The organism is Pseudoxanthomonas koreensis (assembly GCF_041890415.1).
Classification (GTDB): Bacteria; Pseudomonadota; Gammaproteobacteria; order Xanthomonadales; family Xanthomonadaceae; genus Pseudoxanthomonas; species Pseudoxanthomonas koreensis_A.
In genome coordinates, this window is the sequence record NZ_CP169056.1 from 2927553 (window position 1) to 2940790 (window position 13238).

Consider the following 13238-nt stretch of genomic DNA (forward strand, 5'->3'; position numbering starts at 1 on the left):
ATCGATTGTCTCCCTACGGCTTGGAGCTGCGCCTTGCGAAAGGTGCGGCCCGGCCCCGATCGCGGCGAAGGCATGAGCGAACTGACTCCCGGCTCCACCCCCGGCAACGATTCCTACGATTCCAGCAAGATCACCGTGCTGCGCGGCCTCGAGGCCGTGCGCAAGCGGCCCGGCATGTACATCGGCGACGTGCACGACGGGACCGGGCTGCACCACATGGTGTTCGAGGTGGTCGACAACTCGATCGACGAGGCCCTGGCCGGCCACGCCGACGAGGTGATCGTGACCATCCACGCGGACGGTTCGGTCTCGGTCTCGGACAACGGCCGCGGCATTCCGGTGGATATCCACAAGGAAGAGGGGCGCTCGGCGGTCGAGGTCATCATGACCGTGCTGCACGCCGGCGGAAAATTCGATGACAACAGCTACAAGGTGTCCGGTGGCCTGCATGGCGTGGGCGTCTCGGTGGTCAACGCGCTGTCGTCCAGGCTGACCCTGGATATCTGGCGCAACGGCTACCACCATCAGCAGGAATACGCCCTCGGCGAGCCGGTGTATCCGCTCAAGCGGGTCGGGCCGTCGACCCGGCGCGGCACCCTGACCCGGTTCTGGCCGGCCGCCGAGATCTTCACCGACACCGAGTTCCACTACGACATCCTCATGCGCCGCCTGCGCGAGCTGTCGTTCCTCAATTCGGGGGTCAAGATCACCCTGATCGACGAGCGTGAGATCACGCCCGAGGGGAAGGTACGCCAGGACACCTTCCAGTACGAAGGTGGCATCCGCAGCTTCGTGGAGTACCTGGCCCAGCTCAAGACACCCCTGCACCCGCATGTGATTTCGGTGACCGGCGAGCAGAACGGAATCGTGGTGGATGTGGCCCTGCAATGGACTGACGCCTACCAGGAGACGATGTACTGCTTCACCAACAACATCCCGCAGAAGGATGGTGGCACCCACCTGGCCGGCTTCCGCGCCGCGCTGACCCGCACGATCAACAACTACATCGAACAGAACGGCCTGGCCAAGCAGGCCAAGATCAGCCTGTCCGGCGATGACATGCGCGAAGGCATGATCGCGGTGCTGTCGGTCAAGGTGCCGGACCCGAGCTTCTCCAGCCAGACCAAGGAGAAGCTGGTCAGCTCCGAGGTGAAGCCGGCCGTTGAGAACGCGTTCGGCACGCGTTTGGAGGAGTTCCTGCAGGAACACCCGCAGGAGGCACGCGCGATCGCGGAAAAGGTGATCGACGCCGCCCGCGCCCGCGAGGCCGCGCGCAAGGCGCGTGAGCTGACCCGGCGCAAGGGCGCGCTGGATATCGCCGGCCTGCCGGGCAAGCTGGCGGACTGCCAGGAGAAGGACCCGGCGCTTTCTGAATTGTTCATTGTCGAGGGCGACTCGGCCGGCGGTTCCGCCAAGCAGGGCCGCAACCGCAAGAACCAGGCGGTGCTGCCGCTGCGCGGCAAGATCCTCAACGTCGAGCGCGCGCGCTTCGACCGCATGCTCTCCAGCGCCGAGGTCGGCACCCTGATCACCGCGCTGGGCACCGGCATCGGCAAGGACGAGTACAACCCGGACAAGCTGCGCTACCACCGCATCATCATCATGACCGACGCGGACGTGGACGGCTCGCATATCCGCACCCTGCTGCTGACCTTCTTCTACCGGCAGATGCCCGAGCTGATCGAGCGCGGCCACATCTACATCGGCCTGCCGCCGCTGTACAAGATCAAGCAGGGCAAGACCGAGCTGTACCTCAAGGACGACGCGGCGCTGGACGCCTACCTGGCCAGCAGCGCGGTGGACAACGCCGCGCTGGTACCGGCCCAGGGCGAGCCGCCGATCAGCGGCGAAGCGCTGGAAAAGCTGCTGCTGGCCTATGCCGGCGCGCGCGAGGCGATCGCCCGCAACGGCCACCGCTTCGACCCGCTGCTGCTGGAAGCGCTGATCGACTTCACCCCGCTTGATGCGGCGCACCTGGCGCTCAATACCGACGAGCGCCACGAACTGGACGCGCTGGAGGCACGCCTCAACCGCGGCAAGCTGGGCAGCCCCAGGTTCGCGGTCAAGCTGATGCCGGCCACCGACGCCCGCCCGGCAGCCCTGCAGGTCACCCGCCGGCACATGGGCGAGGAATTGCTGCAGGTGCTGCCGCTGTCGATCTTCGAAAGCGGCGAGCTGCGCCCGCTGCGCGATGCCGCTGCGCTGCTGCACGGCCTGGTGCGCGAGGGCGCGCAGGTGGTGCGCGGGGGCAAGTCGCAAGCTGTGGACAGCTTCGCCCAGGCCCAGGCATGGCTGCTGGACGAGGCAAAGCGTGGCCGCCAGATCCAGCGCTTCAAGGGCCTGGGCGAGATGAATCCCGAGCAGTTGTGGGATACCACGGTCAACCCGGATACCCGCCGCCTGCTGCGGGTGCGGGTCGAGGATGCGGTCGCCGCCGACCAGATTTTCAGCACCCTGATGGGCGACGTGGTCGAGCCGCGCCGTGAATTCATCGAGACCAATGCGCTGAAGGTCGCCAACCTGGATGTCTGAGTGGCCAGGTGAGGCCCGGCCCGGGGCTGTCCCCGGGCCGCCACCGCTGCTGCCTGTCCGTGCTGGCGTGGTGGTCGGCCAGTTCCTGCTGGACGTGGTGGTCGCCTTCACCGCGCTCATGGCCGTGAGCATGCTTGCCAGCATGGCCTGGGCCGTTGCCCAGACCTTGCGGCTGGTCCAAGCGGGCGCCATTGCCGACCCGGCCGATACCGAGGCCCTGGTCCGGGCGCTGGGCCAGCCGGGCCCGCTGGCGCAGATCGTGATGGCGGTCCTGGGCATGTCGGCCGCCGCGTTGCTGCTGTACTTCTGGCGACGTCGCGCCGGGCCCGCCGAGCGGGTCCGCTCGCGCGTGGCTGCGGCCCGGCCGTCGACCTGGGGCTGGAGCGTGCTGGTGGGGCTGGCGGTGTTCGCGGCCAGCAGCCTCATCGGCTGGCTGATGCAGCGCGCCGGGGTCGAGCCGGTTCCCAGCAACATGGCCCTGGTGGACGAGGCCGGAAAGCGCTGGCCGGTGTTCCTGTTCGTGTTTGCCGTGGTGCTGGCGCCGGCGTACGAGGAACTGCTGTTCCGCCGGGTCCTGTTCGGGCGGTTCCTGGCAGCCGGCCGGCCGTGGCTGGGGGTGGTCCTGAGCAGCGCCGCGTTTGCCCTGGTCCACGAGGTGCCGGGCCTGAGCGGCAACCCGCCGCTGGCCGTGCTGCAGTTGTGGCTGGTCTACGCTGGCATGGGTGCGGCCTTCGCCTGGCTGTACTGGCGCACCGGGACCCTGTGGGCACCGATTGCCGCCCATGCGCTGAACAATGCCGTGGCCCTGGCGGTGCATGGCCTGGGCTGAGCCCGATTGACGAAAAGTTAAGCCCGGGACGACCACAATTCACGCCCCAACAGGGCAAGGGCCGGATCATGAAACGCTGGATATTGGCGGCAGCCACGGTGGTGGTGCTGGCGGGTTGCGCGACCACCACATCGCCAACCGGGCGCAAGCAGTACATGGCCTATTCGGACAGCCAGCTCAACCAGATGGGGGCGCAGGCCTTCACCGAGATGAAGGCCGGCCAGAAGACCGTGTCCGGCGGGCAGCAGAACGCCTACGTGCAATGCGTGGTCAGGGCCCTGGTGCAGCAGTTGCCCGGCGACTGGCAGAAGCTGCCCTGGGAAACGGCGGTGTTCGTGGACGACAGCCCGAACGCCTTCGCCCTGCCCGGCGGCAAGGTTGGCGTCAACACCGGGATGTTCAAGGTGGCCAGGAACCAGGACCAGTTGGCGGCGGTGCTCGGCCACGAGATCGGCCACGTCTATGCACGCCACACCAACGAGCGCGTGTCGCGCCAGGCGGCCACCTCCACCGGCCTGGCCGTGGTGGGTGCGCTGGCCGGCGCGCGTTACGGGGAGGGCGCGTCGGACCTGGTCACCCAGGGCGGCGGCATGGCCGCCCAGCTCGGCCTGCTGTTGCCGTTCTCGCGCACCCAGGAGACCGAATCGGACCAGATCGGCCAGCAGCTCATGGCCAACGCCGGCTTCGACCCGGCCCAGGCCGTGGACCTGTGGCAGAACATGGTCGCCGCCTCGGCCGGAAGGACCCCGGAGTGGATGTCCACCCACCCGGATCCGCAGAACCGCATCCAGGCCCTGCGCCAGCGGGCCCCGGCCTTGCAGCCCGCGTTCCAGGCCGCGCGCCAGGGCGGCCGGACCCCCGCCTGCGGCCCCTGAGCCGCGCGCGCCGGCTGACGCCTGCCGTTTCGAAATAAACCGTCTTCTGTTAGCGTTGCCGGCTCGGTTCCTGCCATCGTGCGCCGATGGCCAGCAAGAGGTGTCCTCATGACGTTCCACAAACATGCCCTGCTGTCGCTCTTTATTGCCGCCTCCCTGGGTGGCGTGGTGGTGGCCGACGCCTCGGCGCAGACCTCGCGCTCGGGCAAGGCTTCGCAGAAGGCCGATGTGATGTTCCCCGACGCCACCCGCCAGGAGCCGGCCGCCAAGCCGTCGCCGAAGGTCGGCCGCAAGCTCGGCAAGCTGATCGACCTCTACAACAGCGAAGACTACGAACAGACCCGCAGTCAGGCCGACGAGATCCTGGCCGCCCCGGGCGCCAATGAGTACGACAAGTCGCTGGCCGCCCAGCTCGCCGCCCAGGCCGCCTACAGCCTGGACGACAACGCGGCCGCCAAGGCCTACCTGCAGCAGGTGCTGCAGTTCAACGGGCTGGAGAACAACGGCCACTACCAGTCGATGCTGATGCTGGCCCAGCTGCACCTGGCCGACGATGACTACGCGCCGGGCCTGGCCACCCTGGACCAGTTCCTGGAGCAGACCCAGTCCAAGCGCCCGCAGGACCTGGTGATCAAGGGCCAGGCGCTGTACCAGGCCGAGCGCTACCAGGAAGCCATTCCGGTGCTCAAGCAGGCGATCGAACTGTCGCCCGAGCCCAAGGACAACTGGATGCAGCTGCTGCTGGCCTCCTACGCCGAGACCGAGCAGTACGATGAGGCCATTGCCGTGGCCGAGCAGCAGGTGGCCAACAATCCCTCGGACAAGAAGGCCAAGATGAACCTGGCCTCGGTGTACGGCCAGGCCGAACGCATGGACAAGGCCGCCGAGGTGCTGGAAACGCTGCGCGCCGCCGGCCAGCTCACCGAGGAGCGCGAGTACCGCCAGCTCTACATCACCTACGCCAACATGGAAAACCGCGAGGCGGACGTGATCGCCGTGGTCGGCGAGGGCATTGCCAAGGGCGTGCTGAAGCCCGACTACCAGACCTACCTGGCCCTGGCCCAGTCGTACTACTACAGCGAGAAGATCCCGCAGGCCATCGAGAACTGGCAGAAGGCCGCACCGCTGTCCAAGGACGGAGAGACCTATTTGAACCTGGCGCGCGTTCTATGGCAGGAGGGGCGCGTGAGCGAAGCCAAGCAGGCGGCCCAGCAGGCCCTGACCAAGGGCGTACGCAAGCCCGAGGAAGCGAAGAAGATCATCAACTTGAAGTGATTTACGAAAGAAGCGCCGGGTCCTAGGCAAAGGGGCTCGGGATTGGTATATGCTTGGCGGTTCATGCGGTGTTAACCGCGGAATAGGGGGCCCTGCTCGGGTTCCGCCTCACAAACGAGCAAATGGCGCATGACTGAACAACTGGTCGTCCACAGGTACTACGAAGAACCCGAGGAAAGCGGGCTCAGCTGGCCGCGCATCATCGGCATCGCATTCGTCATTGCGCTGCATCTGGCCGCGCTGATGCTGCTGCTGATCCCCGCGGTTGCCCCCAAGGCCGACGTTGACCAGGAGCGCAGCATCCTCGTCACCCTGGTCGATGCACCGCCTCCCCCGCCTCCCCCGCCGCCGCCACCGCCGCCGCAGGACAAGCCGCCGCCGCCGGTCAAGAACCTGGCGCCGCCCAAGGCTTCTCCGGTGCCGCCGCCGCCGCAGGCGCCGCCGGTGGACGTGGCCGAGCCGCGCCCGACCGACGTCTACCAGCCGCCGGCGCCGCCGGCGCCGCCGGCACCGGTGGCCGACATCTCGGCCAGCGTGGACATCTCGTCCAAGAACATGAACCCGCCGCGCTACCCGCCGGCCGCCGCGCGCGCCGGCATCGAGGGCGAGGTCATCCTGGTCATCGACGTGGATGCCAACGGCAACGTGACCAACGTGTCGGTCGAAAGGTCCAGCCGCAACCGCGACCTCGACCGTGCCGCGATGGAAGCCGCCCGCCGGTGGCGTTTCAATCCCGCGACTGTGGACGGCCAGAAGGCGGCCGGTCGCGTTCGGGTTCCGGTGAACTTCACCCTGGGCTGATGCCCGATCCGCAAACGGTAACCCGTGACGGAAACCGGGCCTAACGGTTCCGCCTTCTCTCTACACCATCATTCATAACAAAAGGTAAGCGTTATGCTGCAGGAAATCTTCATCGCCGCCGCTGCCGGGGGCAACAGCGGTTCTGCCCTCACCCAGATGGGCTTCGACCACCTCCTGTCCGAAATGGTCGCCAACCCGGGTGAATTCGCGGTCTCGTGGATCGTGCTGCTCACCCTGGTGTTCATGTCGGCCGCGTCCTGGTACTGGACCATTTTCAACACCATCAAGAACGCCCGCCTGAAGTCGGCGGCCGACCGGGTGGTCAACGCATTCTGGGAAGCACCCAACGCCCAGGAAGCCATCCGCGTGATGGAAGAGCAGCCGCGCAGCGAGCCGTTCTCCAAGATCGCCCTGGACGCCGCCCAGGCTGCCGCCTACCACCAGCGTTCGGAGAATTCCGGAACTGCCCTGGGTGAGTCCCTGAGCCGTTCGGAGTTCGTCGACCGCGCCCTGCGCCAGGCCGTCACCCGCGAGAGCGCCAAGCTGCAGTCGGGCATGGTGCTGCTGGCAACCGTCGGCGCGACCGCTCCGTTCGTGGGCCTGCTGGGTACCGTGTGGGGCATCTACGGCGCGCTGATCAAGATCGGTGCGACCGGTTCGGCCTCGATCGATGCCGTCGCCGGCCCGGTGGGCGAGGCGCTGATCATGACCGCCATCGGCCTGTTCGTGGCGATCCCGGCCGTGTTCGCCTTCAACTTCTTCAGCAAGATCAACGGCGCCACGATCGCCCGGTACGACTCGTTCGCCCACGATCTGCACGACTTCTTCGCCACCGGCTCGCGCGTGCGCTGAGCCGGTTCGCACTGACGTCGTAAGCCGTAATATCGGAGAGCCCAATGGCCTTCAGTACCGACAGTTCACCCGGCCCGATGAACGACATCAACGTCACGCCCCTCGTGGACGTGATGCTGGTGTTGCTGATCATCTTCATCATCACCGCGCCGCTGATGTCGCATAAGGTGCAGATCGATCTGCCCGAAGCGAACCTGACCCAGCTCGATGACGAGAAGAACGAACGGGTCTTGCCGATCACCGTTTCGGTCAAGGAAGACGGCTCGCTGTACTGGAACGACGAAGAGATCACCCGGGAAATGCTCGAGTCCCGCCTGTCCAGCGTCGCCCAGCAGGTGCCGCAGCCGCCGCTGAACCTGCGTGGCGACCGCACCACCAAGATGCGCACGATCAACGAGATCACCCTGATCGCGCAGTCCCAGGGCATGCTCGACATCGGCTTCGTCGCAACCAAAGTAAAGGGTCCCTGAGCCATGGCTTTCAGTACAGGCGGCAACAAGGGCCCCATGGCCGACATCAACGTCACGCCCCTCGTGGACGTGATGCTGGTGCTGCTGATCATCTTCATCGTGACGGCGCCGATCATGACCTATCCGATCGACGTGGCGTTGCCGCAGCGGGTCATCAACCCGCCACCGGTCACGCGTGAACCGCCGCCACCGATCGACCTGCGCATCGATGCGACCAACCAGGCGTACTGGAACAACAGTCCGGTGGCGCTTGCGACGTTGCAGCAGATGATGGAAGCCGAAGTGCAGCGTGATCCGACCAACCAGCCGGAGCTGCGCATCGACGCCAGTTCGGACTCCGAGTACGAAACCATGGCCAAGGTACTGGCCGCGGCCAAGAACGCGAACATGGCGAAGATCAACTTCGTGCAGCCGTAAGCCGCGCTGCCACCGGTCCCGCTTCCCTGCAGCAGCGGGAACCGCGACGCAACGCTGGAACGCCGCCCCCCGGGGCGGCGTTTCCTTTTGTGCCGGCTCAGGCCGAGGCGAGGATCTCCAGGTAGCCACGCACGGTCGCGGCCAGGCCCGCATACAGCGCCTCGCTGACAAGCGCATGGCCGATGGAGACTTCCTGCACGCCGGGCACCTGGGCCAGGAAGGCACCAAGGTTGGCCTGTGACAGGTCGTGGCCGGCATTCACCCCCAGGCCGGCGGTGCGCGCGCGCCGCGCGGTATCGGCACAGGCCTGCATCGCCGCTTGTGGCACGCCGGTGGCGAACGCCTGCGCATAGGGGCCGGTGTAGATTTCGATCCGGTCCGCGCCCAGCCCGGCGGCCCGCTCCAGCGTGGTCACGCCGGCATCCACGAACAGGCTGACCCGGCAGCCCAGCGCCGCGAACCGGTGCACCTGCGTGGCCAGCGGCGCCAGGTCGCCGGAGAAGGAAAAGCCGTGGTCGGAGGTGAGCTGGCCATCGTCGTCCGGGACCAGCGTCACCTGTGCCGGGCGCACCTGCTCGCACAGCGCCAGCAGGCCCGGGTAGCCGGGGCGCGGCGCGGCAAACGGGTTGCCCTCGATGTTGAGTTCCACCCCGTGGCGGGCCACCAGCGTGGCCAGCGGCGCCAGATCCTCGGCCACAATGTGGCGGCGGTCGGGTCGCGGATGCACGGTGATGCCATGGGCACCGGCCTCCAGGCAGGTGCGCGCGGCGGCCAGCACGTCCGGCTCGCCGCCGCCGCGCGAATTGCGCAGTACCGCGATCTTGTTGACGTTGACGCTGAGCCGGGTCATGCCGAGTGCGGGGGCGTGCGGTCGGCCGATGACGTGTCCGCCGCGGTGCCGGACTCGCCATTGCGCTTGGCTTCGGCAAGTTCGCGCAGCCGCCGCAGCTCGTCCGGATCGATCATCGTCAGCACGTCGCGGGTGCCGCCGCCGGCACGCGCCAGGTACAGGGTGCGGGCCCATGCGCCGACCAGTGCCAGCGCTGCAACCAGGCACAGGGCCAGGACCCAGGTATGGGCGGTGGTGATCGCGATCAGCAGGGCGCCGAAGGCAAAGAGCAGGTAGAGCCAGTGCATCGCTGTCCTCCAGGTTGGCGGTGGACGCGCTCCCCATGGCCGCCGCCGCCGCGGCCATGATGCCCCATGTCCGGCCTTGCGGCTGTTGCCGCATGTCCGTCCGCAGGACCGCCTGTCGCGTGCAAGGGGATGCCCGGTCGCGCTGCAGCCCGGAACGCGGGCAGCGCCGGTCGCGCCGGCCGATGCCACGCCGGCAGCGCACGCCGTTACAGGAGCGGGGACAGCAGGCGCGCCAGCGACTCGGGCAGCCGGTGCCGCCACAGTCCGCACGGCCGGTCCGGGCGCACCCGCGATGCGGCAGCGAACTCGGCCTCCAGCAACCGGGCCAGGCTGGCGCAGGCTTCGGTGTCACGGACCATCATCGAGGCCTCGAAATTGAGGCGGAAGCTGCGGTAGTCGAAGTTGGCGCTGCCGACGATGCACAGGTGGTCGTCGGTCAGCAGCGCCTTGGTGTGGAGCATGCGCGGCCCGGCGTACTCGTAGACCTGCACCCCGGCCTGGACCAGCTCGTCGAAATAGGAACGCGCGGCAAGCGTGACCAGCCGCGAATCGCTGCGCCGTGGCACCAGCAGCCGCGTGTCCAGGCCGCCCAGCGCGGCCGAGGTCAGGGCCATGCGCGCCGCCTCGCCTGGCACGAAGTACGGGGTGACCACCCATACCCGCTGCCGGGCCTCGTGGATGGCGGCCACGTACAGCCGGTGGATCGCCTCCCATGACGAATCCGGGCCCGACACCAGCAGCTGCGCCAGCACCGGCCCCGGCTCATGCGCGGGCCAGTAGTGCCGGTCGTCGAAGCCGGCCGGATCGGCGCCGGCCGCATACACCCAGTCCTCCACGAACGCCAGCTGCAGGCTGCGCACCACCGCGCCGTCCACCCGCAGGTGCAGGTCGCGGAAGGCCTGGGGCGCGAGCGTTTCGTCCTGGTCGTCGGTGACGTTGACCCCGCCGATGAAGCCGACCTTGCCGTCGACCACGGCGATCTTGCGGTGGGTGCGCAGGTTCACCCACGGCCGGGTGAAGGGACGGAACCGGGTGGGATGGAACCAGGAGAACTCGCCGCCGGCTTCGACCAGTGCACGCAGGTGCCGGGCCTTCAGCCCGGCAGACCCCACCGCGTCCAGCAGCAAGCGCACGTGCACCCCGGCGCGCGCGCGCCGGGCCAGGGCATCGAGCAGGCGCAGCCCGGTGCGGTCCGGCTTCCAGATGTAGTACTCAAGATGGATGTGGTGGTCGGCCGCCTCGATGGCCTCCAGCAGGGCGGCGTAGGTGGCGTGGCCGTCCACCAGCCATTGGGCCGAATATGCGGTGGATGGCGGCAAGCCGGTGGTGGCCTGGCCCACCCGTGCCAGTTCCACGCAGGCGTCGTCGGCGGCGCAGACGTCGGAGTAGCGGGTCATGCCGGTGCGGCTGCGGCCGCGGCGCAGGCGCTGGCGCTTGATCCGCTGCGGACCCAGCAGGAAATAGATCAGGAACCCCACGTAGGGCAGCAGGGCCAGCGACATCACCCAGCTCAGGGTGGCCACCGGTTCGCGCTTCTGCAGCACGATCCACACGCCCAGGCCGAGGATGTAGCCCAGCCACGCCAGCACCAGGATCAGGCCCAGGTAGGGGATCCGGTCGAGCCAGTCCCAGGCGGCGTGGAGGTATCCGGACATCGGCAAGTCTCGCTGGTGGATTGCTCGGCCGATCCAGCATGCCGCAGCGTGCGTGATCGTGCAGGATGCGCTGGCCGTCGGCCGCCATCGCGCGGGTCCTGAACCACTCAGCTGCGGTCGCCACGGCTGAGAACGGATCGGCCTAGCCTGTGCGCATGGCCGAAACGATCAAGGGCCGCGGCTCGCGGCAATACCTGGCGGGACGCTTCGAGCGCACCGTGTCCGAAGCGGTGGACGACGGCTGGATGGCGCCGGAAGGCGACCCCGTGTCCGCGCCCGACCCCTTGCGCCCGCGCACCCAGGTGCGCGAGGAAACCGCGCGCAGCATCATCAGCAGCAACGATTCGCCCGACGTGGGCTTTTCGCGCTCGGTCAATCCGTACCGGGGTTGCGAGCACGGCTGCAGCTACTGCTTCGCGCGCCCCTCGCACGCCTATCTGGGGCTGTCGCCGGGGCTGGACTTCGAGACCCGGATCTTCGCCAAGACCAATGCGCCGGAGCTGCTGCGCCGGGAGTTCGCGCGCCGCAGCTACCGTCCCGAGCCCATTGCCCTGGGCATCAACACCGACGCCTACCAGCCGGCGGAACGCCGCCTTGGCCTGACCCGGCAACTGATCGAGGTGATGCTCGAATGCCGCCACCCGTTCAGCCTGATCACCAAGAACGCCCTGGTCGAGCGCGACCTGGACCTGCTGCAGCCGCTGGCCGCGCAACAGCTGGTGCGGGTGCACTTCTCGGTGACCAGCCTGGACCCGCACCTGAGTGCGCGGCTGGAGCCGCGGGCGGCCGCGCCGCATGCACGCCTGCGGGCCATGCACCGGTTGCACGCGGCCGGCATCCCGGTGGGGGTGATGTTTGCCCCGGCCATCCCGTGGGTGAACGACCACGAGCTGGAGGCGGTGCTGGAGGCCGCGCGCCAGGCCGGGGCCGACAGTGCCGGCTACGTGCTGCTGCGCCTGCCGCACGAGGTGGCGCCGCTGTTCCGTGATTGGCTGCAGGCCCATATGCCGCAACGTGCCGAGCGGGTGATGAGTGTCCTGCGGCAGATGCGCGGCGGGCGTGACTACCAAGCGCAGTTCGGCCAGCGCATGCGCGGCCAGGGGCGTTTTGCCGATTTGCTGGGCCAGCGCTTCACCCTGGCCCATCGCCGCCTGGGCTATGCCGACGTGCGGCCGCACCGGCTGGATTGCAGCCGCTTCATCGCCCCGCGCATGCCGTCGGCGCAGGGCGAGCTGTTCTGAGCAATCCGCGCCCGGCCAGTGGTGCCTAAGCGGATGCCGGCGCGCGCAGTGGCTCGGCGGTGGAGTCGCGCACGATCAGGTGCGGACGCACGCTGGCCACCGGCAGGGGGTCGGACTCGGCCCTGATGAGCGCGGCGGCCGCGATGCGGCCGCTTTCGCGGGTGTGGCGGCGCACCGAGGTCAGCGACGGCCACAGCAGCGAGGCCAGCGGGCTGTCGTCGAAGCCCACCACCGACAGGTCGCGCGGGATGTTCATCCGCGCGCGCGCGGCCACCTTGTAGACGCCCGCGGCCATCTCGTCGTTGCTGCAGAAGATGGCGGTGGGCCGCCGCCGTGCCAGCAGCGTCTCGCCCGCAGCCACGCCCGATTCGAAGGAGTAGTCGCCCTCGATGATCCGCGATGCGGGGATGTCGATGCCGCCGGCGGCCATGGCCTGGAGGAAGCCTTCGGTACGTTCCGCCGCCGAACGCGCGCTTGATGGCCCGGTGACCAGGGCCACCTCGGTGTGGCCGAGCGCCAGCAGGTGGCCGGCCACCTCGGCTGCGCCGTCGCGGTCGTGGGTCACGATCAGGCGCCCGGCCTGGTCGTCGCAGTCGGCCGGCACGATGCGCGCGTAGTTGCAGTTGATCGCGGTCAGCATCTCGGCCAGGGCCTGGCCTTCGGATGCGCGCGGAACCAGGATCACCCCGTGCAGCTTCTGCTGCTGGACGAACCGGCGCACGCTGTCCACGCAGTCGGGGCTGCGCGTGTCGCACGGGTGCACCACCAGCTCGTAGCCGGAGTCGCGCAGCGCGTCCAGCGCGCCGTACTGCATGTCCACGATGTACTGCGCGGTGGGGTTGTCGAACACCATGCCGATCAGGAACGAGCGGCGGAAGGCCAGCCCGCGCGCGAGCGGATCGGGCGCGTAGCCCACCTCGCGCATCAGCGCTTGCACTTTCTCGCGGGTGCCCTTACGCACCAGCGGGGAGTGGTTGATGATCCGGGAGACGGTCTTCTTGGAAACTCCCGCCAGCCGTGCGATGTCGGTGATCGTGGCGGCTTTGCCGGCAGCGGGCCGGGGGGCCGGTGCAGCAGGAGGTTTTCGCGCGGGCATGGTCGGATTCGCGTGGGCTCGGTGCGATTCTAGCCGCAGCACGCCCGGCATGGCCGGC

13 protein-coding genes are annotated in these 13238 nt (G+C 68.5%); 9 read left to right on the forward strand and 4 right to left on the reverse strand.

Annotation, left to right across the window (positions count from 1 at the left end):
• Positions 1-72 precede the first annotated feature (72 nt).
• The 8 genes from gyrB to ACEJ41_RS13220 all read left to right on the forward strand — a co-directional run bounded on the left by gyrB (position 73) and on the right by ACEJ41_RS13220 (position 8051).
• On the forward strand, positions 73-2532 hold the full coding sequence (gene gyrB / locus ACEJ41_RS13185; RefSeq protein WP_374012710.1) for a DNA topoisomerase (ATP-hydrolyzing) subunit B: 2460 nt from the start codon (positions 73-75) through the stop codon (positions 2530-2532).
• Positions 2525-3361: a lysostaphin resistance A-like protein gene (locus tag ACEJ41_RS13190; protein ID WP_374012711.1), complete on the forward strand. Its 837-nt coding sequence runs from the start codon at positions 2525-2527 to the stop codon at positions 3359-3361. The genes gyrB and ACEJ41_RS13190 overlap by 8 nt, the downstream gene beginning before the upstream one ends.
• Positions 3362-3429: 68 nt before the next feature.
• Entirely contained in the window at positions 3430-4236 is an 807-nt protein-coding gene (locus ACEJ41_RS13195) for a M48 family metallopeptidase (RefSeq protein ID WP_374012712.1), read from the forward strand.
• A 108-nt stretch (positions 4237-4344) separates the two neighbouring features.
• Positions 4345-5511: a tetratricopeptide repeat protein gene (locus tag ACEJ41_RS13200; RefSeq protein WP_374012713.1), complete on the forward strand. Its 1167-nt coding sequence runs from the start codon at positions 4345-4347 to the stop codon at positions 5509-5511.
• A 129-nt stretch (positions 5512-5640) separates the two neighbouring features.
• Entirely contained in the window at positions 5641-6312 is a 672-nt protein-coding gene (locus tag ACEJ41_RS13205) for an energy transducer TonB (RefSeq protein ID WP_374012714.1), read from the forward strand.
• Between the two features lie 93 nt (positions 6313-6405).
• Positions 6406-7164, forward strand: a complete 759-nt coding sequence (gene exbB / locus ACEJ41_RS13210; protein ID WP_374012715.1) for a TonB-system energizer ExbB — start codon at positions 6406-6408, stop codon at positions 7162-7164.
• A 44-nt stretch (positions 7165-7208) separates the two neighbouring features.
• Positions 7209-7634, forward strand: coding sequence for an ExbD/TolR family protein (locus ACEJ41_RS13215; protein WP_374012716.1), 426 nt, complete (start codon positions 7209-7211; stop codon positions 7632-7634).
• Positions 7635-7637: 3 nt separating this feature from the next.
• The gene (locus ACEJ41_RS13220) at positions 7638-8051 is read left to right on the forward strand and encodes an ExbD/TolR family protein (protein ID WP_374012717.1); all 414 of its coding nucleotides are present in this window, start codon (positions 7638-7640) and stop codon (positions 8049-8051) included.
• Positions 8052-8148: 97 nt separating this feature from the next.
• On the opposite strand, the gene ACEJ41_RS13225 is transcribed toward ACEJ41_RS13220, so the two are convergent.
• The 3 genes from ACEJ41_RS13225 to cls form a co-directional block, all read right to left on the reverse strand.
• Complete coding sequence (locus ACEJ41_RS13225) at positions 8149-8901, reverse strand: pyridoxine 5'-phosphate synthase (protein WP_374012718.1); 753 nt, start codon at positions 8899-8901, stop codon at positions 8149-8151.
• The gene (locus tag ACEJ41_RS13230) at positions 8898-9188 is read right to left on the reverse strand and encodes a hypothetical protein (RefSeq protein ID WP_374012719.1); all 291 of its coding nucleotides are present in this window, start codon (positions 9186-9188) and stop codon (positions 8898-8900) included. The genes ACEJ41_RS13225 and ACEJ41_RS13230 overlap by 4 nt, the downstream gene beginning before the upstream one ends.
• Before the next feature lie 206 nt (positions 9189-9394).
• Positions 9395-10843, reverse strand: coding sequence for a cardiolipin synthase (gene cls, locus ACEJ41_RS13235; protein WP_374012720.1), 1449 nt, complete (start codon positions 10841-10843; stop codon positions 9395-9397).
• Between the two features lie 155 nt (positions 10844-10998).
• On the opposite strand from cls, the gene ACEJ41_RS13240 reads away from it, so the two are divergent.
• A complete protein-coding gene (locus ACEJ41_RS13240; RefSeq protein WP_374012721.1) occupies positions 10999-12084 on the forward strand; it encodes a PA0069 family radical SAM protein in 1086 nt (361 codons plus the stop codon).
• A gap of 25 nt (positions 12085-12109) precedes the next feature.
• Here the strand turns inward: ACEJ41_RS13240 and ACEJ41_RS13245 are convergent, their stop codons facing one another.
• Positions 12110-13180, reverse strand: a complete 1071-nt coding sequence (locus ACEJ41_RS13245) for a LacI family DNA-binding transcriptional regulator (protein WP_374012722.1) — start codon at positions 13178-13180, stop codon at positions 12110-12112.
• Positions 13181-13238: the final 58 nt, after the last annotated feature.